The following is a 22,040-nucleotide window of genomic DNA, read 5'->3' on the forward strand; positions in this document are numbered from 1 at the left end:
GGAATGGCTGCCGCGAAGCGTCGTTCAGGCCCTCTCTGTGGCCTGGCGGGAGCGGATTCTCTGCGATTTCCTGCGATCGACGCACGGGCGATGGCGGTGCCCCGTTCGGCGACGAAGGGCGTGGAGCGGCTCGCGCTTCATCTGGCGTCACTGGCATCGAGCGATCTGGAAAAGGCCCGGGTCATCTACCGCTGGCTGACTGCAAACATCCAGTACGACAGCGTGGCATATTTCAGCGGCCAGTTTCCGCCGATGGATCCTGCTTCGGTCCTGTCTCGCCGCAGCGCCGTTTGCGCCGGATATGCGAATCTCTTCGCGGCGCTGGCGCGGGCGATGGGATTGCAGGTGGAGGTCGTCGCGGGCTTCGCCAAGGGGTACCGGTACGCGGTCGGCGAGCCTCTCGGCAACGAGCCGAACCATGACTGGAACGCCGTGCGGATCGACGGCCACTGGTACCTGGTCGACGCGACCTGGGGGTCGGGTCATCTGGATGACCTCGGGAGATCTGTCAGCCGGTTTTCCGAGTTCTATTTTCTCGTGCCCCCCGAGCAGTTGATCTACAGTCACTTGCCGGTCGACGCGGCGTGGCAGTTGCTCGACCCGCCGCTGGAACGGAGCGAGTTTGCGCGCCTGCCTCATGTGCGACCGGCGTTCTTCGAACTCGGCCTTGGCCTGCGCAGTCATCACGAAGCGATGATCGAGGCGGACCAGAGCTTGACCATCGAGATCGATGCGCCTGCACGGACTTCCGTAATCGCAACGATAAACGGGGACAAACGTGACGCTGCGGTGACCCCCGTCGCAAGGGGTTTCCGAATCGATTGTCGATTCCCGGCTGCCGGGGCATACGCGATCGACGTCTTCGGACGAAAGAGGGGCGACGATGGCTTGTACACAGGCGCCATCGAGTACCTCGCGGTCGTCGGCTCGGAGCGGGCGGCGAAAACGGGGGTTACCGCTCCGCGGGCGCTTGCCGCGGGCCACCAGGTCAACGTCCTGTTGCCGCGTGGGCAAAGCCTGTACCAGGGTCGTCGCCCGTTCGCGCTGGTTGCGCCGCAGGCTGTCGAGTTGTCGGTGATCCAGGGTGATCGGCGGACTCGTCTGACCGGCCGAGGCGATTACTTCTCTGGCGAGGTGCCTTTGCGCCGAGGTCGTTGTCGCCTGGTCGCGCGATTTCGCGACAGCGTAGCGGACGAACTCATCGCTGACTACAGGGTGCTCAGGAGCGGCTTCGCGACAACCTTGCGTGCCTTGGTCTGGGCAACGCTGGTGCTCACCCCGGCGACGCTTTACGGGGTCGAGGGCGGCTACTCTCCGCCAATGTGCAGCCTCTGGACACGAGAGGTCGCGGCGATCCACGCCGCGGCCGACTGCGCTGCGACGCCGCTGGCCGACGCGGCGGCTGTCGTCGAAACGAACAGTCCGCTCGCCCGAGGTCTTGTCCGGCTTGAGGCGTATTGTGGAATGAGCCGACGGCTACTAGAATCGCTGCACGGGTGTGCGCATCCAACGCCACGATTCATGCTCATCAAGGGAGGATCGACATGAAAACCGCGACTGCATCGTTCGCCCCGCTGTTTGCCGCGGTGGCGACAGCGGAACCGACGACGGCCGGGCCTGGTTGGGCGGCAAGCGACAATTCGCCGATGAAGCTCTCCGTGATCCAGGCCCTGTGGTCAGGCTGGCAGGCGTCGACGGTGTACGCGAACGACGCCCGGAAACCCCTGGCCCTCGAAGGCGAACTGCCTGGCAACAACTTCTCGCCAGAACAGTTGCACGCCGACCACACGTTACGGTTCAGACCGGCCAACGCGCCGTGGGACTGAACCTCGACGGAGAGGCGCAGGCCGCTCTCGACCTGGCGAAGAGAGCCGTTCCGCCAGGCGGTGAGCTGGATGCCGGGCTTCTGCTGATCGCGCTGCTGCGCAGTCCGACGCTCAAGGATCTCGTCCCGCCTGATCTGGCTGTCGCTTTTCCGCCGCTCAACACGAATGTCGGTCCTCCGGGAACCGTCGCGGTTGCGCCGACCCTGCAGCCGGTGCTTGCTGAACTGAGCCGCCAGTCGCGTCCCCTGACTCCGGCGATTCTTTGCCAGGCTCTGCTCGACAGCCAGGCCGGGCAGCAGTGGTGGCTTGCCCGGGGGATGGCCGAGAACGAGCGGACGGCCCTCAGTAGCAGTCTCGCCAAGCTCGCCGGAGCGGTCGTTCAGCCGGCTGCGCCGGCTGGCTGGCGCGGCTCCGCGGAGCGGCGCCAGGCCATCGAAGCGCTGACTCCCTATGGCCGGATGCTGACCGCGGTGGCGCTGCCGACACAGCAGGTCTGGGGTCTGGAGCCGGTCATCGCGTCGCTCGTGCGCACACTCAGCCGGATGCGCAGCCGCAACGCGATCGTCACCGGTCAGCCGGGAACGGGCAAGTCCGCGGTGATCTACGAGTTCGCTCGCCGGCTGGTCGCTGGCGACGACTCGATTCCCCCGAAACTCCGCGAACTCGACATCTTCGAGTTGTCGCCCGCATTCCTGCGCGCCGGAGCGTCGGTCGTCGGCGAGTACGACCATCGCGTCAAGGCCCTGCTGACGATTCTCGAGGCGCATCCGCAGATCGTCCTGTTCGTCGACGAGATCCACTCGCTGTTTCAGAGCGGGATCCACGAACGCGGACCGTTCAGCGACGCCAACGAGACGTTCAAGGGCAAACTCGGCCGCGGCGAGATCACCTGCATTGGCTGCACGACGCTCGCCGAATACCGGCACAGCATCGAGCCCGACAGGGCCCTGGCGCGCCGCTTTACCGAGATTCGCCTCGAGCCGCCCGGACCCGCCGCCGCCGTCGACATCCTCAAGGCCAGGCGGCCGCAGATGCAGGCGTACTTCGCCCCGCTGGTGATCCCCGACACGATCATCGAGCAGACCGTCAAGCTGACCGAGGAGTACATGCCCAGCCGCTTCCAGCCGGAGAAGTCGCTGCGTCTCCTCGACGAAGCGTGTGCCTACTGTGCGACCGCCCGGCCGCCGCTGGCGGAAGTCAGCGAGGACGCGCTCTGGCAGGCGCTCGGCGACATCACCGGCCAGAGCAGAAGGCGCGAGCCTTTCCGCGAGCGGGAACTCCTCGATCGTCTTCGCAAGCGGATCGTTGGCCAGGACCCGGCCCTGGACGCGATCACCCGTGCGGTGATCGCCGGCCATGGTGACTGGGTGAATCGCCATGGCCCGCGCGCCGTGATGCTCTTCGCCGGACCGACGGGGGTCGGCAAGACCGAGACGGCGGTGCTGCTCAGCGAACTGCTCGGCGACTGGCTGCTGCGCGTCAACTGCAACACGCTACAGGGGTCTGGCCGCGACATCGGTCCGGTGATCAACGTCCTGCTCGGCGCCCCGCCGGGTTACGTGGGCTTCGTCCGTGGCCAGGGTGGCGCGCTGTCGAAGATCCGCGATCATCCCGCCAGTGTCGTCCTGTTCGACGAGATCGAAAAGGCCGACCCGGGCGTCAGCAGGATTCTGCTGCAGATTCTCGACGAAGGGCGGATCGAGGACCACGAAGGCAATCCGCTCGATTTCCGGCGCAGCGTCATCGTGTTCACCACCAACGCCGGGTCCGGGCAAGGCCAGCGACCGATCGGCTTTGCGGCCGATGACGCCGCCGACAGGGCGCGAAATGAAGCGGATGCGGTCAAGGACGCGCTACGCGGGCTCGGCTACGCTGACGAGTTTCTCGGGAGGATCGGCCACACGATCGTCTTTCACAGCCTCGATCGGGGCACGATGCGCAGGGTACTCGAGAGGCAGCTCCGCAGGCTCAGGGAAAGCGCCGAACTCAAAGGCTACAAGCTGTCGTGGGATACGGAACTGATCGAACATCTTGCCGCGCAGTGGCAGCCGCGTTTTGGCGTGCGGCACCTGACCGCGCTGCTACGCATCCGCATCGTCGAGCAACTGAGCCTCGCCGAGGCGCAAGACGAGCTCTGCGGTGTCCGGCGCATTCGGGTGGGCATCCTGCCACCCGACCTGCGCGGCGTCGATGTCGCCAGCCGGGTGACGCGCCGCCGCGAGGACGACACCCTGATCATTGAACTGACCTGAGAAAGGAGTAAGCCCGCATGGCCATCAGCATGGACCAACTCAAGCGCCTGCTCGACAACGAGGGGCTGCGCTACTTCCTGGACCCGAGGCGCGATGCCGTGATGCTCAGCGGAGGCGGGATGTTCGGTGTCTATCAGTGCGTCATCCTGCTGGAGATGAACGGCACCTTCCTGCAGTTTCGCTCGCTGGCCTACGCCCATTGTGTGCAGCAGCATCCGCAGCTGGCCCCGGTCCTGAGATTGCTCGCCGAGGTCAACTACCTCAAGCGCATGTTCAAGATCGGATGGGACGCAGACGACGGCGAGATCACCGCCTATCTCGACGTGTGGATCGAAGACAACACGCTGACGCAGGCGCAGTTCGGACAGGTGCTGCGCCTCTACTTCTCGGTCCTCGACTCGACGCATCGCCGGCTGCGCCAGGTCCTCGAAACCGGAAAGGATCCCGGGGAACTCGGTCCGGAGGACATCATGCGCATACTTCGCGAGCAGGGCGTTCCGGTTCCCCCGGGGGGCGGCGGCACGGGTCCTCGCCGGCCATCCGGCGACGACCTCAGCCGGATCTAGCCGGCGCACGCGGGTCTACGATGGCGCACCAGGGCGCGGCACCCCCGCCTTATCCCGTTCCTGCCGTGCGGCTGATCATTGCCGACGGGGAAGGCCGCATCCTGGTCCTGCGCCGCCGGAGCGCGGCGTACGCCGACGGCGAGTGGTGCCTTCCGGGCGGCAAGGTCGACTACGGCGAGACGGTCGAGCAGACGGTCAGCAAGGAACTGCGCGAGGAGACGGGTCTCGCCTGCTCTTCGGCGCGTTTTCTGTTCTACCAGGACAGCCTGCCGATGCTCCCGGGAGGCATGCACTGCATCAACTTCTACTTCGAATGCTCGGTCAGCGGCACGGTCACTCTCAACGACGAGTCGACCGCCTTCGCCTGGATGGCCCGCGAAGATCTGGCCAATCGCGCGCTCGCCTTCCGCAACGATGAGGGATTGCGGCGCTACTGGGCGGGGATCGCGTAGCGCCGGGGTTCACGGCCAGGCGGTGGCAGCGCCTCGCGGACGCCGCGGCTGCGGGCGGCCCGTGCATCGCGCGCGTGCGGACGCTACTGATGGGCGCTGGTCAGTTCGGGCGGCCGCAGGCGGCCGGTGCCAGCGCCGAAAAATCCGCCCTTCTGAATAAACTACCGCAGGCGGCCGGGCGCGGCCCGGTCCTGCCGCTTGTGGGGTTCCCTCGTTCGTGTTGCCGAAAGGAGAAATCGATGAACGCGAATCGCCGTGCTCTTTCCTTGCTCGCCTCTGTCCTTGTTTCGCTATTCGTCGGCGTCGCCGGCCTCGCCCCGGCCGGGGCGCAGACGTCCGCCGCCGAGCCGGCGTCGCTGGCTCCGTTGACCGCGAGTATCCAGTCGCCGCCGGGCGATGCGAGGGTTGCGCGGCGCTTTGCCGTCGACGGAGTGGTCAACGGGACCTACCGCAACCTGTGGCTGGTCGTGCGCGTCGGTGATCTGTACTGGCCGAAGGAGCCGAAGCTGTCGCCGGTCAAGGGCCGCTGGACGGGCTGGGTGAATGAGGGCGGCCGCCCGCCCGGTGGCCGCTTCGAGGTCCTGCTGATCGATGTGCCGGATGCGCCGTCGGCCGCGTTCGAGGCTTGGCTCGGCGAGGGCCGGCGGACCGGTCGCTACCCGGGCATTCGTCAGGCCGAGGTGCGCGAAGCGGCGATTCTGGACCGGCGCAGCTACCAGCTCGCCGGGTCGTGAGCCGCACCGCTGCGCTCCGGGTGCCGATCAGGGCGGGCAGCATCGAGCTGTCGATGCTCCAGGCGCACCTTCGATGGATCAATCGGCGTGTCGGAGGGGGCGGTGACGATGTCGCCCGCGAAAGCGCCCGACCTCCTCGCGCTCGAAGTCTGCCGCGAGCGGGGCCGGTGCCGCGACCGGCGGTTCCTGATCGGCGTGATCGGCGAACGCTACGGCTGACTGCGACTGCAACATCCCGGAAGGAGATCGCCGCCTCTGTGACGTCCGGTTTCACGAGACGACCGGAAACGCCGGGCTCCTGACCATTTTCCCGAGAGGGCTCGTGACCCCTACAATGTGAGGGTTGTCGCGATGCCGGAACGGAGGGGCCAGCCTGGCGATCGGACCCGCGTGTCCGCCAGGGCAGGCCGGCAACGTGGGTCTCGCGAGGGGAGGGCGCATGGGCAATTGGTTCAGCAGATGGTTTCGCCGCGCAAAGCCCGCGACGGAGGCCTTGGGCGAGCAGCCACCTGCAGCCGCGGCAGACCCACCACCCGCGCCGGGAAGCACATCCCGCGGCGATCCGGCTGCTGCTGCCGGACCACCCGCCGCCGAACCACCCGCCCCTGCGTTGGCGGCATCACCCGTCGCCGGACCCCCCGCCCAGAGTCCCAGCGGCCGCCCCTGGCTCGCCCGGCCGATCTTCGTCAGCAGCACCTTCCGCGATCTGCAGGCCGAACGCGACTGGCTGCGCGAGCACGTCTTCCCGCGGCTCGAAGAAGACTACCGGCAGCGGCAGGTGCACCTCGAGCCGATCGACCTGCGCGTCGGCGTCGACACCAGCAGCGCGGTCGACGAAGGCGCGCGCGAACTGCTCGTGCTCAAGGTCTGCCTCGACGAGATCCGGCACAGCCGGCCGTTCCTGATCGTCCTGCTCGGCGAGCGCTACGGCTGGATCCCCCCGGCCGAGCGGAGCGAAGCCGCCGCCCGCGAACAGGGCTTCGCCACCGAGGTGGCCGGCAAGAGCGTCACCGCGCTGGAGATCGAGTACGGCCTGTTCCGCGAAGACCCCGAACAGCGTCAGCGTTGCCTCTTCTTCCTGCGCCAGCCGCTCGACCTCGCCGCGATCCCCGAAGAGCGGCGGTCCGACTACAGCGACGCCGCTTCCCCCGACCCCGTCGTGCGTGCCGGTTGGCAGCGCCTGCAGGCGCTGCGGCAGCGCCTGCCCGACGATCCCGAGCTCGCCGGCCGGGTCTTCGCCTACCGCGCCAGCTGGGACGCCGAGCGGCAGAGCGTCGCCGGGCTCGAAGCCTTCGGCGAACTCGTCTACCGCGAACTCGGCAGGCTGCTCGACGAAGAGACCCGCGAACGCCAGGCCAGGGCCCCGGCCACCTGGCAGGAACAGGAACACCAGGAGCTGCTCGAATTCATCGAACACCGCAGCCGCCTCGTCGTCGGCCGCGAAACGCTGCTCGACGAACTGCAGGCCGTCCTCGACGATCCCGAAGGCCCCTGGGGGCTGTGTCTCACCGGCGCCCCCGGACTCGGCAAGAGCGCCGTCTTCGCCAGCCTCTGGCGCCGGCTGCAGGCGGCCCCGACGGCGCCGCTGGTGCTCGCCAACAGCGCCGGCGGCACGCCGCGCGGCCACGCCATCGACGCCATGCTGCGCCGCTTCGTCTTCGAGATCGACCGCGCCACCGGCCAGCACAGCGAGATCCCCGAAGGCATCTCCCCGACCGACCTCGAAAACCTCTATCACCGCGCGCTCCACCGCGCCGTCCAGTCCGGCCAGCGCGTCGTCGTCCTGCTCGACGCCCTCGACCAGCTCGAAGCCCCCGCACGCGGGCTCGGCTGGCTGCGTCCGGGCGCCTGGCCGAAGGGCGTCCGGCTGATCGCCACCGCCCAGCCCGCGGCAGGAGCGGAGAGTGCCACTCCGGCGGCCGTCCTGCAGGCGCGCCCCGGCGTGCGCGCGATCGCCCTCGCGCCGCTCTCCGTCGCCGACGCCCGCGTCCTCGGCCCACAGGTCTGGCAACGCAGCCACCGGCAACTGAACCCGCAGGTCCTCGAGACGCTGCTCGCCAAGACCACCGCCCGCGGCGACGCCGCCTGCGGCCACCCGCTGTGGTTCACCCTCGCCCTCGAGCAGCTCAACCTGCTCGACGCCGACGACTTCGCCCGCGCCGAACGCCAGTACACCGGAACCGCCGAACAGCGGCTGCTCGCCCTGCTGCTCGACACCGCCCGGCAGCTGCCCGAAGAGCTCGGAGAACTCTACGGCACGCTGCTCGCGCACAGCGAGAAGGTGCACGGACGCGCGGCGAGCGCCGCCTTCGCGCTGGCCATCGCGCTCTCGCGCCAGGGCTGGCGCGAAGCCGATCTGCTCGACCTCGTCCCGCGGCTGATGCGCAGCCGCGCCGGCGCGAACGGCGCAGCCATTCCTGGCGAAGAGAGCGCTCCGGGCCGCTTCGACGAACTGGCGCTCGCCGGCCTGCGCCGCGCGTTTCGCGCGCACGTGATCCGCCGCGGCACGCTGCAGCAGGTCGACTTCTTCCATGCCCAGCTGCGCCCGGCGGTGCTCGCCCGCTATCTTCGCGACGAAGCCGCGCGCCGGGCGCTGCACCGGGAACTCAGCGACTACCTCGAGACGCTGCCCGACAGCGACCCGCTGCTGCCGGTCGAGCGCATGCACCAGCTGATCGGCGAACACGACGCGCTGCGCGCCGCGCGCTATTACGCGACGCTCGAAGCCGACGCCGAGGCGACCGCTGCGCCCGCGCACCGCGGCGCGACCGGCACGCTCGTCGAGTGGCTGCTCGCCGGTGCTGCCGACCGCGACGCCCGGATCGCCTGGCTCGGCGGCTGGTTCGACGTGGGCGGGCTGACCCCGGAAGAGATCCACCGCCTGGCGCAGAACTTCGTCTTTCCCCTCGACGACGCGCTCGGCCCGGTCGCCGCGCTGGCGATCCGCGCGCCGCTACTGGCGGCGCCGCGGGTCGCCCTCGAGCGCCTGGCGGCGATCGACCCGGGGAACGTCCTCTGGCAGCACACCCTGGCGGCGTCGCACAACAAGATCGGCGACCTGCTGACGGCGCAGGGGGATCTCGCCGGCGCCGGGCAGGCGTACACGGCGAGCCTAGCGATCCGAGAGCGCCTGGGGGCCATGGATCCGGGCAACGCCGGCTGGCAGCACGGCCTGGACGCCGTCTGGCAGCGCGACCTGTCGGTGTCGCACGAGAGGATCGGCGACCTGCTGACGGCGCAGGGCGATCTCGCCGGCGCCGGGCAGGCGTACGCGGCGAGCCTGGCGATCCGCGAGCTCCTGGCGGCGATCGATCCGGGCAACGCCGACTGGCAGCGCGACCTGTCGCTGTCGCACAGCAGGATCGGCGACCTGCTGAAGGAGCGGGGCGATCTCGCCGGCGCCGGGCAGGCGTATGCGGCGAGCCTCGCGATCTTCGAGCGCCTGGCGGCGATCGATCCGGGCAACGCCGACTGGCAGCGCGACCTGTCGGTGTCGCACGAGAGGATCGGCGACCTGCGGATGGTGCGGGGGGATCTCGCCGGCGCCCAAGCGGCCTACCGGGCGAGCCTGGCGATCATCGAGTGCCTGGTGCGGCTTGACCCGGCAAACGCCGACTGGCAACGCGACCTGTGCGTGTCGATCCTCAAGCTGGCGGACGTTGAGGACCCATGGGCCCGCATCGGCAGTGGCAATCAGCTGGAAGAGGCAAGCCTGGCGATCATCGAGCGCCTTGCGGCGGCCGACCCGGGTAACGCCAGCTGGCAACGCGACTTGGCGGTGGCGCACCAGAAGATGGGCGACCTGCGAATGGCGCTGGGCGATCTTTCCGGCGCCGCGCAGGCGTACGAGGCGGGACTGGCGATCATCGAGTGCCTGGCGGCGTCCGACCCGGGCAACGCCGAGTGGCAGCGCGACCTGTCGGTGTCGCACGAGAGGATCGGCGACCTGCGGATGGCGCAGGGCGAACTAGCCGATGCCGGGCAGGCGTACGAGGCGGGACTGGCGATCATCGAGTGCCTGGCGGCGTCCGACCCGGGCAACGCCGAGTGGCAGCGCGACCTGTCGGTGTCGCACGAGAGGATCGGCGACCTGCGGATGGCGCAGGGCGAACTAGCCGATGCCGGGCAGGCGTACGAGGCGAGCCTAGCGATCCGCGAGCGGCTGGCTGCGGCCTCCCCGGAGAACACCTGCTGGCAGCGCGACCTGTTGGTGTCGCACCTCAAGATCGGAGACCTTCGGATGGCGCAGGGCGATCTCGCCGGCGCCGGGCAGGCGTACCGGGCGAGCCAGAACGTTGGGTGCTGGATCCAGGACCAAACGCAAAGCGGCAAGGACTCGGCTGGCCTGGGAATCAAGAGGCTCAGCGACCGAGAGATGTTGCGGGACAGGGTCGACGACCTGCGGAAGGCGCAGAGCGATCTCGCCGGCGCTGGGCGGGCGTACGAGACAAGCCCAGCGATCATCGAGCATCGCATCGCGGGTGTCCGCCGCAAGCGCGAGTACCGCTGGCCGACCGGCCGGTCGATATCGCACAGCGAGGTCGGCAAGCTGTGGCGAGGCCAGGGGGATCGTCCCGGCGGCGGCGCCGCGTACCGGGGGAGACTCGCGATCCTCGGTGGGGAGACAGGCGATCTTCTGCTGGCGCAGGGGGATCGTGCCGGCGCCAGCGCGGCGTACCGGGCAAGCCTGCAGATCTCCGAGCACCTCACCGCGTCCTACCCGGGCAACGCCGAGTGGCAGCACGACTTGGTGGCGTCGCAACAGAAGATCGGCGACCTGCTACTGGCGCAGGGGGATCGTGCCGGCGCCGGCCCCGCGTACCGCATGAGCCTCGCGATAGCCGAGCGCCTAGCGGCGTCCGACCCCGGCAACCCTCTCGGGCAGCACGACTTGGCGGTGTCGCACGCGAGCATGGGCTTGCTGCTGCTGGGGGAGAACAATCTCACCGGTGCCGGGCAGGCGTACGAGGCGAGCCTAGCAATCTTCGAGCGCTTGGCGGCGATCGATCCGGGCAACGCCCTCGGGCAGCGCGACTTGGCGGTGGCGCACGCGAGCATGGGCGACCTGCGCATGAAGCTGGGCGATTTTTCCGGCGCCGGGCAGGCGTACGCGGCAAGCCTCGCGATCCGCGAGCGCCTGGCGGCGGCCGACCCGGCCAACGCTGGCTGGCAGCACGACCTGTCGGTGTCGCACAACAAAATCGGCGACCTGCGGCAGGCGCAGGGCGATCTCGCCGGAGCCGGGCAGGCGTACGTGGCGAGCCTGGCGATCGTCGGCACTGAGAAAGGCGACCTGCTGCTGGGGCAGAGGGATAGTGCGGGCGCTGGCACGACGTACGACGCGAGCCTGGAGGTCATCAAGCGCCTGGCGGCAGTCGAGCCGGGTAACGCGCTGTGGCAGCGAAATCTATCAGTGCTGCACGAGAGGATCGGCGACCTGCGGACGGTGCTGGGCGATCTCGCAGGCGCCGGGCAGGCATACGAGGCGAGCTTCGCGATCGCCAAGCGCCTGGCGGCGGCCGACCCGGCCAACGTGCTCTTTCAGCGCGACCTGTCGGTGTCGCACGAGAGGATTGGCGACCTGCGGAAGGCGCAGGGGGATCTCGCTGGCGCCGGGCAGGCGTACGAGGCAAGCCTCGCGATCGCCGAGCGCCTGGCGGCTTCCGACCCGACCAACGCCGATTGGCAGCGCGACCTTTCGGTGTCGCACGACAAGATAGGCGACCTGCAGACCGCCCTGGGCGATCTCGCCGGCGCCGCGGAGGCGTACGAGGAGAGCCTGGCGATCCGCGAGCGCCTGGTGCCGGCCGACCCGGCCAACGTGCTCTGGCAGCGGGACCTGGCGGCCTCGCTCATTAGGGTCGGTGACCTGCGTAGGGCGCTAGGCGACCTCGCCAGCGCCGGTCAGGCGTACCAGGCAAGCCAGGCGCTGATCCAGCGCCTGGCGGCGGCCGACCCGGGCAACGCCGACCGGCAACGTGACTTGGCCGCGTCGCACCAGAGGATCGGCGTGCTGCGGATGGCGCTGAACGATCCCGCCGGCGCCGGGCAGGCGTACGAGGAGAGCCTCGCGATCATCGAGCGCCTGGCTGCGGCCGACCCAACCAACGCCAACTGGCAGCGCAACCTGTCGCTGTCGCACGAGAAGATCGGCGACCTTAGGATGGCGAAGGGCGATCTCGCCGGCGCCAGCAGGGCATACGCGGCGAGCCTCGCGATAATCGAGCGCCTGGCGAGGCTCGACCCGGCCAACACCGACTGGCAGCGCGACCTGTCGGTGTCGCACACCAGGATCGGCGACCTGCGGTTGGCGCAGGGCGACCTCCCCGGCACTTGGCAGGCGTACGAGGTGAGCCTTCAAATAATCAAGCACTTGGCGAGGCTAGACCCGGCCAACGCCCACTGGCAGCGCGACAAGTCGCTGTTGCACAACAGGATCGGCAACCTGCGGAGGACGCAGGGCGATCTCGCCGGCGCCGGGCAAACGTACGGGGCGAGCCTGGCGATCGCCGAGCGCCTGCCGGCGGTCGACGCGGCCAACGCGCTCTGGCAGCGCGAGGTGTCGGCTTCGCACCAATGGAGCGGCGACCTGCTGAAGGCGCAGGGCGAGTTCGCCGGCGCCGGGCAGGCGTACGAGGCGAGCCTGGCGATCGCCGAACGCCTGGCGGCAGCCGACCCGGGCAGCGCGCTCTGGCAGCGTGACCTGGCGGTGTCGCACGAGAAGATCGGCGACCTGCGCATGGCGCAGGGCGAGTTCGCCGGCGCCGGGCAGGCGTACGAGGCGAGCCTGGCGATCGCCGAACGCCTGGCGGCAGCCGACCCGGGCAGCGCGCTCTGGCAGCGTGACCTGGCGGTGTCGCACGAGAAGATCGGCGACCTGCGCATGGCGCAGGGCGAGTTCGCCGGCGCCGGGCAGGCGTACGAGGCGAGCCTGGCGATCGCCGAACGCCTGGCGGCGATCGATCCGGCCAACACCCTCTGGCTGGAATTCAGGAGCGTGAGCGATCCGGTCAGCTTCTGGCAGCAATGCGCGGCGGCGTCGCACCAGAAGATCGGCGACCTGCTGACGGCGCAGGGCGAGCTTGCCGGCGCCGGGCAGGCGTACGAGGCGAGCCTGGCGATCCGCGAGCGCCTGGCGGCGATCGATCCGCACAACGCCGACTGGCAGCGCGACCTGTCGGTGTCGCACCAGAGGATCAGCGACCTGCTGCAGGCGCAGGGGGATCTGGCCGGCGCCAGCGCGGCGTACCGGGCGAGCCTCACGATCGCCGAGCGCCTGGCGGCGGCCGACCCGGGGAACGCCGAGTGGCAGCGCGACCTGTCGGTGTCGCACAACAAGATCGGCGACCTGCTGACGGCGCAGGGGGATCTGGCCGGCGCCGGCGCGGCGTACCGGGCGAGCCTCGCGATCTTCGAGCGCCTGGCGGCGTCCGACCCGGGCCACGCCGGCTGGCAGCGCGACCTGGCGGCGTCGCACAACCAGGTCGGCGACCTGCTGACGGCGCAGGGGGATCTGGCCGGCGCCGGCGCGGCGTACCGGGCGAGCCTCGCGATCTTCGAGCGCCTGGCGGCGATTGATCCGGGCCACGCCGGCTGGCAGCGCGACCTGATGGTCAGCTACGCCCAACTCGCGCAACTGGCCGAGGCAAGCGATCCGCGGGCCGCTTTGGTCTGGTGGCACAAGGCCTTCGAGCAGCTCGACGGGATGAAGCGGCGAGGGATCATGGCCCCTTCGGACCAGCCGGCGCTCGAGTTCCTCAGGCAGAAAGTGGCCACCGCCACGTTTCAGCCGCCAACTGGATCTGGCGTGGAAGCTACAGACACCGACGACGTCGACCCAGTTGCTGAGGCCGATGTCTATTTGGCTTACGGGCGAGACGCCCAGGCCGAGGAGATCCTGCTCGAAGCCAAGCGGAAGCACCCCGGACGCCACGCCATCCATCTCAAGCTGCTGGAGATCTACCTCGCGCACAGGGATGCGAAGCCCTTCCTGACCCTGGCGCAGGAGCTCTTCACGGCCACCGGAGGCGTCGGCGCGGATTGGGAGAAGGCTGCCAGCATGGGTCGCCAGCTGGATCCGGACAATCCTCTGTTCAGCGAGTCGGCTAGGTCGGCGGCCAACCGGAGCAGCATCGACACCAATGACGTCGACCCAGTTGCTGAGGCCGATGTCTATTTGCATTACGGGCGAGACGCCCAGGCCGAGGAGATCCTGCTCGAAGCCAAGCGGAAGCACCCCGGACGCCACGCCATCCATCTCAAGCTGCTGGAGATCTACCTCGCGCACAGGGATGCGAAGCCCTTCCTGACCCTGGCGCAGGAGCTCTTCACGGCCACCGGAGGCGTCGGCGCGGATTGGGAGAAGGCGGCCAGCATGGGTCGCCAGCTGGATTCGGGGGATCCCCTGTTCCTGGATCCGGAGAATCCCCTGTTCGACCCGCAACGGGTTTTCGCCAGGACTGCTGCCGGCGAGGAGGAATTGCTGCACAGGACGCGCACAGTCCCGAGAGCCCTGCGCATGGTGCTGATCCTCGTCGATGGCCGGGCCACGGTTGCCGAATTGTGCGAGACGACCGGCAATGGACCGCTGACCCGAAGCGCACTGAGCGAACTGGAGAGTGACGGATTCATCGAGTGAAAACGGGGTCAGAGCAACTTTTCCACTGATCTGCGAACACCTGATCGCCGGACGGCAGCGAATGGCAGCGAAGACCCGCGGTGGAGAGAACAGGCAATCTGTCCGGGCGTGATTTCCACGCAGCAAAACAACCGATCGCGGCGCCAGAAATTACTTGACCACGACAGGCAAACTACGTCAAGGATGATCGGATGCCGGAATTCAGCGGTACAGCGTTGCCACCGGCACACCAAGGTTCTTGGCCAACTTCACGGGGCGGTACCCCGTCGGCAAGCAGTTTCCTTGCTGACTCGGTCTTGCTGTCGCTCATCCACCGCTTGCGCCCGCCCTTGCGGGCCGTTTCAAGTCCCGCACGGGTGCGCTCTACCGTCAGTTCGCGCTCCATTTCGGCCAGGCTGGCCATGACATCGAAAAAGACCGGCCTGACGGCGTGCCGGTATCGATCGCTTCGCTGAGGCTCATGACCTCGACGCCTTGCCCGTGCAATTCGCCGACCAGATCGATCAGGTTCCTGACACCAGGGGCAAGTCGATCCAGCTTCCAGACGACGAGCGTGTCACCCTCTCGCAGCATTTCCTGCGCCCTGGCAAGCCCTGGGCGCTCGGCCCCACTACCGCTGATCTGGTCGTCGAACACCCTCCTGCAACCCGCTTTGGTCAAGGCTTCGATCTGGAGGTCAAGGTTCTGATCCTGCGTCGAGACGCGGGCGTAGCCGATCAACATGGCAGCTCAGCCCCTCGACCGCAATGGCAGCACGCGCAAGCGGGTGCGTGTCGGATCAATGGTGAGTAAGGCACCCTCTTCCAACTCGTACGCCATCTGTTGCAGAGCAGCGATCACTTGCTTGCCAATTTCATCCGGGCTGACATCCTCGGCCCGGATCTGCACGACGCTGGGCTTTTCGCCCTGACCGGCAGCAAGGATTGCGCTGAAGTCCAGATCGTGGGTGAGTACGACATAGTTGTTCGCTCTGGCGTAAGCCATGATCTCCGAGTCCGGAGCGTTCTTCGCGCCGAGGGTCGACCAGTGAGCCGCCTCAATGCCGACGCCAGCCAAAAAGCCCACCCAGCGCGGCGACAGGTTCATGTCGACGATCAGCTTCATGCATTGACCAGAATGACCTCGCGTTCTTCAGATCGCCACGCGGCATAGCGTAGCGCCTGCATGATGTCCTCGCGTTCAAGATAGGGGTAGTCGGCGAGCACTTCATCGACGCTGTGCCCCGCACCGATCTGACCGACGATCATGCCAACTGTGACGCGCATGCCGCGAATGCAGGCCTTGCCGCCCATCACGTCGGGCTGCTGGGTAATGCGATTCAGTGGTCCCATGCTCTGCTCCTTCGCGAAACTTCTGGTCATGGTAGCCGTTTGAGAATATGGTTTCCAGAACTACCTGGGAAAAAAGGTCGGACTACCTTTTGCGAGGGAGAGAAACCCGCGCCCGAAACTTCGGGCAGGAGATACGCGACAAGACCAGGCAGCTTGCGCTACATCCAGAGCTTGGTCGCGCGGGTCGTCCGGGTTTGCCTGCCGACGCGCGCGAACTGGTGGCACATCCGAACTACGTCGTCTTTTACCGAGTGCTCGCCGAGACACGAACCGTCCAGATCCTAAGAGTGAAGCACGCGGCGCAGCAAGTGCCAGTCCGTTGGGCCGAGCGCGTCTGCGACGACCTTGCACACGGCAATCTCTCGCTTGACCGCCTGGGCGACTTTCCGCAGGGCCTCAGCGCCGATCGCTGGCGAGTTGAGGTTCCGGAGCGGAACGACTATAGTAAGGATTCCTTACTGTGCGATTCATTGATTTTCCCATGCTTGCCAAGCTCACCGCCAAGAACCAATTGACGCTACCCAAGGCGGTCACGAATGCCATCGGGCCGGCGGAGTACTTCGACGTCCAGGCGCGCGACGGACAGATCATCCTGACCCCGGTGCGCATCCAGCGCGGGGACGCTGTACGGGCCAAGCTCGCCGAACTCGATCTCGACGAGCAGGACGTCGCCGACGCGGTGGCGTGGGCGCGCCAGTCCGCCGGCGAATCCAGCACCTGAACGTGGCCCTGCGCGTCGTGCTCGACACCAACGTCGTGCTCTCGGCGCTGGTCTTCGTCAACGGCCGGGTCGCCCCGCTCCGCTCCGCCTGGCAGAGCGCGTTGTTCGTTCCGCTCGTGTCGAATGCGACGATGTCGGAACTGATGCGCTCGCTCGCCTACCCCAGGTTCAGGCTCACCACCGTCGAACAGCGGGAACTTCTCGCCGACTACCTGCCGTATTGCGCTGCCGTGCGCGTGCCCGCCAGACCGCCCAAATTTCCGTCGTGCCGCGATCCGGCCGACGTGCGCTTCCTGGAACTTGCCGCGACGGGCAAGGCGGATTTCCTGGTAACCGGTGACCGCGATCTATTGAGTCTCGAACTCGAACTCCCTTGCCCGATCGTCACGCCAGGTGCCTTCCTGGCGTCGCTCGCAGCGACCTGAGCCGACCGCCTTGTGTGCGCAGTCAGGCATCAGCATGGGGAGGTCGGTCGCAACCCCGAAGTGAAACTGCGTCGATAAGGACGGCACTATTCCGGCGCCTTTCCGTCGTCCCCACGTCGATAGACATCGAGCCCGGCCGCTGGCCAGGAACTTCCCGACGGCGCGCAAGCCGGAACGGTCCCATTCGTTCATTTCCGTGCGCAGTTGGCCCCATGGTGTGAAGCGGGTTGTAGGGCTTGCCGGCGTGGTTGCGCGAGCGGTTGCGCCAGCCGTCGTGCAGGCGCGCGAGGTTACAGAAGCCGTGTTCAACTTGTTGGCGATCAGGTCGCCGATCTCGTGCGCCATCCGGCTGAGGTTGCGGTCGCCCTGCTCCACCAGCGAGGCGAGCAGGGTGCCGAAACGTCCGAGATCGAGCGAGAGGGTGAAGCCGTTCTTGTACAACCCGTTGCGGCGAAGTCACGCAGATTCCCTGTCCTGGGCACATGCGGGGAGGTGCTTCACCCTGCTCGCGGGCCCGACGGGCCTCGCACGCCCGGAAGTGTCCCGGGCGCGTCGCGGCGACGTCAAAACGGAGCTGGACGATGAAGCGACTCGCTTGCGGAACACACGACCTGTGCGACGGCCTCCGACGCAGCCCCAACGGCGCAGCGCAGACGCCTGCACGTTCGCCGCGCTTTCAGTTGGCAAGGCTTAACCGCCCTCACCGTATGGCTATAATGCAGTCCATCCCGGGCAAAACCACCCACTGCCCCACACTGCGCCCGCCAACGTCCGGCCCCGTCCCCAGCACGGGCCAGCCGCCCCACAGGAGAGCACGATGACCACCGCGCGAACCTGGCTCAGCCGGCCGATCTTCCTGACCAGCACCTTCCGCGATCTGCAGGCCGAGCGCGACTGGCTGCGCGAACACGTCTTCCCCGAACTCCAGGAACGGCTGCGCGGGCGGCGGGTGATCCTCGAACCGATCGACCTGCGCCTCGGCGTGGACACCGCCGCCATCGCCGACGAAGGCCAACGCGAGCTGCAGGTCCTGCAGGTGTGCCTCGCCGAAATCGAGCGCAGCCGCCCCTTCCTGATCGGCCTGATCGGCGAACGCTACGGCTGGATCCCGCCGCCGGAGCGCATGCAGGCCGCCGCCGCCGAAGCCGGCTTCACCGGCGAAGTCGCCGGCAAGAGCGTCACCGAACTCGAAATCGCCTACGGCGTCCTCGCCAGCCCGGCGCAGCAGCGGCGTTCCTACTTCTACCTGCGCGAGGCGCTGCCCTGCGGCGAGATGGACCCGGCGGTCGCCGCCGACTACGCCGAGACCTTCGCCTGCGACGCCGGCGCGCCCGAGCGCGCCGACAAACTCGCCGCGCTCAAGGCGCGCCTCGCCGAAGAACTCCCCGACCGCCTGCGGAGCTACCGCGCCACCTGGACCGGCGAGACCGTCAGCGGCCTTGAAGCCTTCGGCGAACAGGTCCTCGAAGACCTCTGGCGCGAACTCGATCGGGAGACCCGCGAGCGCATCGGCGCCCCGGCGCCGACCTGGCAGGAAAGCGAACGCGAGACGCTGCAGGAATTCCTCGACTGGCGCGCCAGCGGCTTCATCGGACGGCAGGCCGAACTCGAACGGCTCGAACGCCTGTGCCTCGACCCCGGGTCAGACGGGCAAGCGCTGTGCCTCACCGGCGAAGCCGGCGCCGGCAAGAGCGCGCTCCTCGCCGCGCTCGCGCAGCGGCTGGAGAGCGCCGCCGGCGCCCGTTTCGCGGCCGCATCGCCGCTGCTGCTGGTGCACGCCGCCGGCGTCAGCCCGCGCGCCGGGCAGGCCGACGCGATGGTCCGCCGCTGGGTCGGCGAACTCGCCGAAGCGCTCGGCATCCCCGAAGCGATCGACGAACGCACCGCCAGCGACGAACTGCGCCGCGCCTTCCACGACCTCCTGCGGCGAACGGCCGCCGGGCGGCGCGTCGTTCTCCTGATCGATGCCCTCGACCAGTTCGTCGGTGGCAGCGGCGCCGCCCGCGCGACGCTCGCCTGGCTGCCGGCGCGGCTGCCGGACAACGTCCGGCTGATCGCCAGCGCGCTCCCCGGCGCCGCGAGCGCGGCCGCCACGGAGGCCGGCTTCGCCGGCGAGGAACTGGCACCGATCGACGAAGCCGCCGCCCGCCGCATCGTCGAAGCGCTCTGCGCGCGCCATCACCGCACGCTCAACGAGCGCATCGTGCAGGCACTCCTCGGCCGCCGCCTGCCCGACGGTCGCGCGGCCCATGGCAACCCCCTGTGGCTGACGCTCGCCGTCGACGAACTCAACCTGCTCGACGCCGCCGACTTCGCCCGCGCCGAGCGCCTCCATCCCGACCAGACCCTGCCCGCCGCCGAGCGGCTGACGCGCTTCCTGATCGGTATCGCCGAGGAACTCCCGGCGACCGTCGGCCCGGCGTACCAGTGGCTGCTGCGGCGCGCCGAAGCCATCCACGGCGAAGCGCGCTGCCGCGCCTTCGCCGCGTCGCTGGCGCTGGCGCGCAGCGGCCTGCGCGAAGCCGACTTCGCCGGCCTCTGGCCGACGCTCACCGGTGAACCCTTGCAAGCGCTCGCCTTCGCCGCGCTGCGCCGCAGCTTCCGCGCGCACGTCATCGCCCGCGGCGCGAATGGCCAGTGGGACTTCACGCACGCGCAGATGCGCGAGGCGGCGCGGACGCGCTACCTGCCCGAAGAGAGCCAGCGGCAAGCCGGGCACGCGCAGCTCGCCCGGCACTTCGGCGGCCTCGACGCCGACGACCCGCTGCACCAGAGCGAGACGATGGCGCACCTGATCGGCGCCGACGACCCGGCCGGCGCGGCGGCACTCCATGGCGGCGAACTCACCGCCGGCGAACTCGCCGGAGCGACCGCGGCGCTCGCCGAACACGTGCTGCAGGCGGGCGAGACCGGCGCCGGCTGGGTGGCGGGACTCTGCGAGCAGCCGCTCGCGCCCTGGGCACTGGCGCGGCTGGGCGAGCGCTTGATCTTCGACCTCGGCGATGCGCTGGAACCGCGGGCGCCGCTGGCGCCGCGCCGGCGGGTGCTCGAAGCGAGTCGCGGCGCGCTCGAGCGCCTGGCGGCCTCCGATCCGGCCAACGCCGTCTGGCAGCGCGACCTGGCGGCGTCGCACAACCGGATCGGCGACCTGCTGCAGGCGCAGGGGGATCTGGCCGGCGCCGGTGCGTGCTCGAGGCGAGCCGCGGCGCGTTCGAGCGCCTGGCGGCGTCCGACCCGGGCAACGCCCTGTGGCAGCGCGACCTGTCGGTGTCGCACGAGAGGATCGGCGACCTGCTCAAGGCGCAGGGGGATCTGGCCGGCGCCGGCGCGGCGTTGCGGGCGAGCCTGGCGGTCCGCGAGCGCCTAGCGGCGTCCGACCCGGGCAACGCGCTCTGGCAGCGCGACCTGTCGGTGTCGCACAACCAGATCGGCGACCTGCTGACGGCGCAGGGGGATCTCGCCGGCGCCGGCGCGGCGTACCGGGCGGACCTCGCGATCGCCGAGCGCCTGGCGGCGTCCGACCCGGGGAACGCCGGCTGGCAGCGCGACCTGTCGGTGTCGCACATCAAGATCGGCGACCTGCTGCAGGCGCAGGGGGATCTCGCCGGCGCCGGCGCGGCGTACCGGGCGAGCCTCGCGATCATCGAGCGCCTGGCGGCGTCCGACCCGGGGAACGCCGACTGGCAGCGCGACCTGTCGGTGTCGCACGAGAAGATCGGCGACCTGCTGACGGCGCAGGGGGATCTCGCCGGCGCCGGCGCGGCGTTCCGGGCGAGCCTCGCGATCCGCGAGCGCCTGGCGGCGTCCGACCCGGGCAACGCCGGCTGGCAGCGCGACCTGTCGGTGTCGCACAACAAGATCGGCGACCTGCTGACGGCGCAGGGGGATCTGGCCGGCGCCGGCGCGGCGTACCGGGCGAGCCTCGCGATCGCCGAGCGCCTGGCGGCGTCCGACCCGGGGAACGCCGGCTGGCAGCGCGACCTGTCGGTGTCGCACAACAAGATCGGCGACCTGCTGACGGCGCAGGGGGATCTGGCCGGCGCCGGCGCGGCGTACCGGGCGAGCCTCGCGATCATCGAGCGCCTGGCGGCGTCCGACCCGGGGAACGCCGACTGGCAGCGCGACCTGTCGGTGTCGCACGAGAAGATCGGCGACCTGCTGACGGCGCAGGGGGATCTCGCCGGCGCCGGCGCGGCGTACGACGCGAGCCTCGCAATCGCCAAGCGCTTGGCGGCGATGGATCCGGCCAACACCGAGTGGCAGCACGACCTGGCGGCGTCGCACAGCAAGATCGGCGACCTGCTGCAGGCGCAGGGGGATCTCGCCGGCGCCGGCGCGGCGGTCCGGGCGAGCCTCGCGATCGCCGAGCGCCTGGCGGCGTCCGACCCGGGGAACGCCGGCTGGCAGCGCGACCTGTCGGTGTCGCACAACAAGATCGGCGACCTGCTGACGGCGCAGGGGGATCTGGCCGGCGCCGGCGCGGCGTACCGGGCGAGCCTCGCGATCGCCGAGCGCCTGGCGGCGTCCGACCCGGGGAACGCCCTGTGGCAGCGCGACCTGTCGGTGTCGCACAACAAGATCGGCGACCTGCTGACGGCGCAGGGGGATCTGTCCGGCGCCGGCGCGGCGTACCGGGCGAGCCTCGCGATCGCCGAGCGCCTGGCGCGGCTCGATCCCGAGGGCAGTGAGAGTGAATGCGAAGAGGAGGGACCCCTGTATTCGATCGAGTACCGTGCGTCCATCGTGCTTCCAGCCTGCCGCTCGTGCGAGTCGGATCACCGCGACCTTGAAGACGTAGACTTGCCCGGCCGGAACGCCCGAGAAGGATTGTTCGGCCGTCTTCGGCGGCTTTTCAGCCGCGCAACGCCATCCGAAGTCCCGATTTTCATTCCCATTCGGAGGGTTCGTGCAGCTTTGTTCGACCGTCTTCGCATGCTTCCACGGCGGCCGGCGCCCCCCGTCCCCGAAGGCCATGCTGCCAAAGCGGTCTGCTGCAGCGTTTACGCGCATCCCCGGGTCCCGCGTGGGCAGACGTCAATGGTCCACATGATTAGCCACAATGTTCAGCAAACCTGATCACGCGCTCTGGCCGAGG

Annotated in this window: 13 protein-coding genes and 2 pseudogenes; 12 read left to right on the top strand and 3 right to left on the bottom strand. The window is 69.2% G+C overall.

Going from position 1 to position 22,040, the window contains the following annotated elements:
- Positions 1-90 precede the first annotated feature (90 nt).
- From NFW05_RS03700 to NFW05_RS03730, 7 genes are all read left to right on the top strand, one after another.
- Positions 91-1,548, top strand: coding sequence for a transglutaminase domain-containing protein (locus tag NFW05_RS03700; protein WP_295302890.1), 1,458 nt, complete (start codon positions 91-93; stop codon positions 1,546-1,548).
- A complete protein-coding gene (locus NFW05_RS03705; protein WP_295302891.1) occupies positions 1,545-1,826 on the top strand; it encodes a hypothetical protein in 282 nt (93 codons plus the stop codon). The genes NFW05_RS03700 and NFW05_RS03705 overlap by 4 nt, the downstream gene beginning before the upstream one ends.
- Positions 1,817-4,078: an AAA family ATPase gene (locus NFW05_RS03710; protein WP_295302892.1), complete on the top strand. Its 2,262-nt coding sequence runs from the start codon at positions 1,817-1,819 to the stop codon at positions 4,076-4,078. The genes NFW05_RS03705 and NFW05_RS03710 overlap by 10 nt, the downstream gene beginning before the upstream one ends.
- A 17-nt stretch (positions 4,079-4,095) precedes the next feature.
- Positions 4,096-4,644, top strand: coding sequence for a YbjN domain-containing protein (locus tag NFW05_RS03715; RefSeq protein WP_295302893.1), 549 nt, complete (start codon positions 4,096-4,098; stop codon positions 4,642-4,644).
- A gap of 20 nt (positions 4,645-4,664) precedes the next feature.
- Entirely contained in the window at positions 4,665-5,096 is a 432-nt protein-coding gene (locus NFW05_RS03720) for an NUDIX domain-containing protein (RefSeq protein WP_295302894.1), read from the top strand.
- A 239-nt stretch (positions 5,097-5,335) separates the two neighbouring features.
- The gene (locus NFW05_RS03725) at positions 5,336-5,830 is read left to right on the top strand and encodes a hypothetical protein (protein WP_295302895.1); all 495 of its coding nucleotides are present in this window, start codon (positions 5,336-5,338) and stop codon (positions 5,828-5,830) included.
- Between the two features lie 610 nt (positions 5,831-6,440).
- Complete coding sequence (locus tag NFW05_RS03730) at positions 6,441-14,468, top strand: DUF4062 domain-containing protein (protein ID WP_295302902.1); 8,028 nt, start codon at positions 6,441-6,443, stop codon at positions 14,466-14,468.
- A gap of 201 nt (positions 14,469-14,669) precedes the next feature.
- On the opposite strand, the pseudogene NFW05_RS03735 reads toward NFW05_RS03730, so the two are convergent.
- The 3 genes and pseudogenes from NFW05_RS03735 to NFW05_RS03745 form a co-directional block, all read right to left on the bottom strand.
- Positions 14,670-15,191 (bottom strand): annotated as a pseudogene (locus tag NFW05_RS03735) (recombinase family protein).
- Between the two features lie 6 nt (positions 15,192-15,197).
- A complete protein-coding gene (locus tag NFW05_RS03740) occupies positions 15,198-15,572 on the bottom strand; it encodes a DUF5615 family PIN-like protein (RefSeq protein WP_295302896.1) in 375 nt (124 codons plus the stop codon).
- Positions 15,569-15,799: a DUF433 domain-containing protein gene (locus NFW05_RS03745; RefSeq protein ID WP_295302897.1), complete on the bottom strand. Its 231-nt coding sequence runs from the start codon at positions 15,797-15,799 to the stop codon at positions 15,569-15,571. The genes NFW05_RS03740 and NFW05_RS03745 overlap by 4 nt, the downstream gene beginning before the upstream one ends.
- Before the next feature lie 47 nt (positions 15,800-15,846).
- Between NFW05_RS03745 and NFW05_RS03750 the strand changes: the two are divergent.
- The 5 genes and pseudogenes from NFW05_RS03750 to NFW05_RS03770 form a co-directional block, all read left to right on the top strand.
- Positions 15,847-16,113 (top strand): annotated as a pseudogene (locus tag NFW05_RS03750) (type II toxin-antitoxin system RelE/ParE family toxin); the annotation flags it as partial.
- Between the two features lie 167 nt (positions 16,114-16,280).
- On the top strand, positions 16,281-16,520 hold the full coding sequence (locus NFW05_RS03755) for an AbrB/MazE/SpoVT family DNA-binding domain-containing protein (protein WP_295302898.1): 240 nt from the start codon (positions 16,281-16,283) through the stop codon (positions 16,518-16,520).
- Complete coding sequence (locus NFW05_RS03760) at positions 16,484-16,945, top strand: putative toxin-antitoxin system toxin component, PIN family (protein WP_295302899.1); 462 nt, start codon at positions 16,484-16,486, stop codon at positions 16,943-16,945. Before NFW05_RS03755 ends, NFW05_RS03760 begins: the two co-directional genes overlap by 37 nt.
- An 817-nt stretch (positions 16,946-17,762) precedes the next feature.
- Positions 17,763-20,312 (top strand): AAA family ATPase, encoded by a 2,550-nt coding sequence (locus NFW05_RS03765; protein ID WP_295302900.1) that lies wholly within the window; start codon positions 17,763-17,765, stop codon positions 20,310-20,312.
- Positions 20,213-22,021 carry a hypothetical protein gene (locus tag NFW05_RS03770; protein WP_295302901.1) on the top strand — a complete coding sequence of 603 codons (1,809 nt, stop codon included), beginning with the start codon at positions 20,213-20,215 and terminating at the stop codon, positions 22,019-22,021. Before NFW05_RS03765 ends, NFW05_RS03770 begins: the two co-directional genes overlap by 100 nt.
- Positions 22,022-22,040: the final 19 nt, after the last annotated feature.

The organism is Accumulibacter sp. (assembly GCF_023806625.1).
Lineage (GTDB): Bacteria > Pseudomonadota > Gammaproteobacteria > Burkholderiales > Rhodocyclaceae > Accumulibacter.

What these genes read in the sequence shown, in the direction of transcription:
- NFW05_RS03700 (WP_295302890.1), top strand. Translation starts at nt 91, where the DNA reads ATGGCGGTGCCCCGTTCGGCGACGAAGGGCGTGGAGCGGCTCGCGCTT.
- NFW05_RS03705 (WP_295302891.1), top strand. Translation starts at nt 1,545, where the DNA reads ATGAAAACCGCGACTGCATCGTTCGCCCCGCTGTTTGCCGCGGTGGCG.
- NFW05_RS03715 (WP_295302893.1), top strand. Translation starts at nt 4,096, where the DNA reads ATGGCCATCAGCATGGACCAACTCAAGCGCCTGCTCGACAACGAGGGG.
- NFW05_RS03720 (WP_295302894.1), top strand. Translation starts at nt 4,665, where the DNA reads ATGGCGCACCAGGGCGCGGCACCCCCGCCTTATCCCGTTCCTGCCGTG.
- NFW05_RS03725 (WP_295302895.1), top strand. Translation starts at nt 5,336, where the DNA reads ATGAACGCGAATCGCCGTGCTCTTTCCTTGCTCGCCTCTGTCCTTGTT.
- NFW05_RS03740 (WP_295302896.1), bottom strand. Translation starts at nt 15,572, where the DNA reads ATGAAGCTGATCGTCGACATGAACCTGTCGCCGCGCTGGGTGGGCTTT.
- NFW05_RS03745 (WP_295302897.1), bottom strand. Translation starts at nt 15,799, where the DNA reads ATGGGACCACTGAATCGCATTACCCAGCAGCCCGACGTGATGGGCGGC.
- NFW05_RS03755 (WP_295302898.1), top strand. Translation starts at nt 16,281, where the DNA reads ATGCTTGCCAAGCTCACCGCCAAGAACCAATTGACGCTACCCAAGGCG.
- NFW05_RS03765 (WP_295302900.1), top strand. Translation starts at nt 17,763, where the DNA reads ATGACCACCGCGCGAACCTGGCTCAGCCGGCCGATCTTCCTGACCAGC.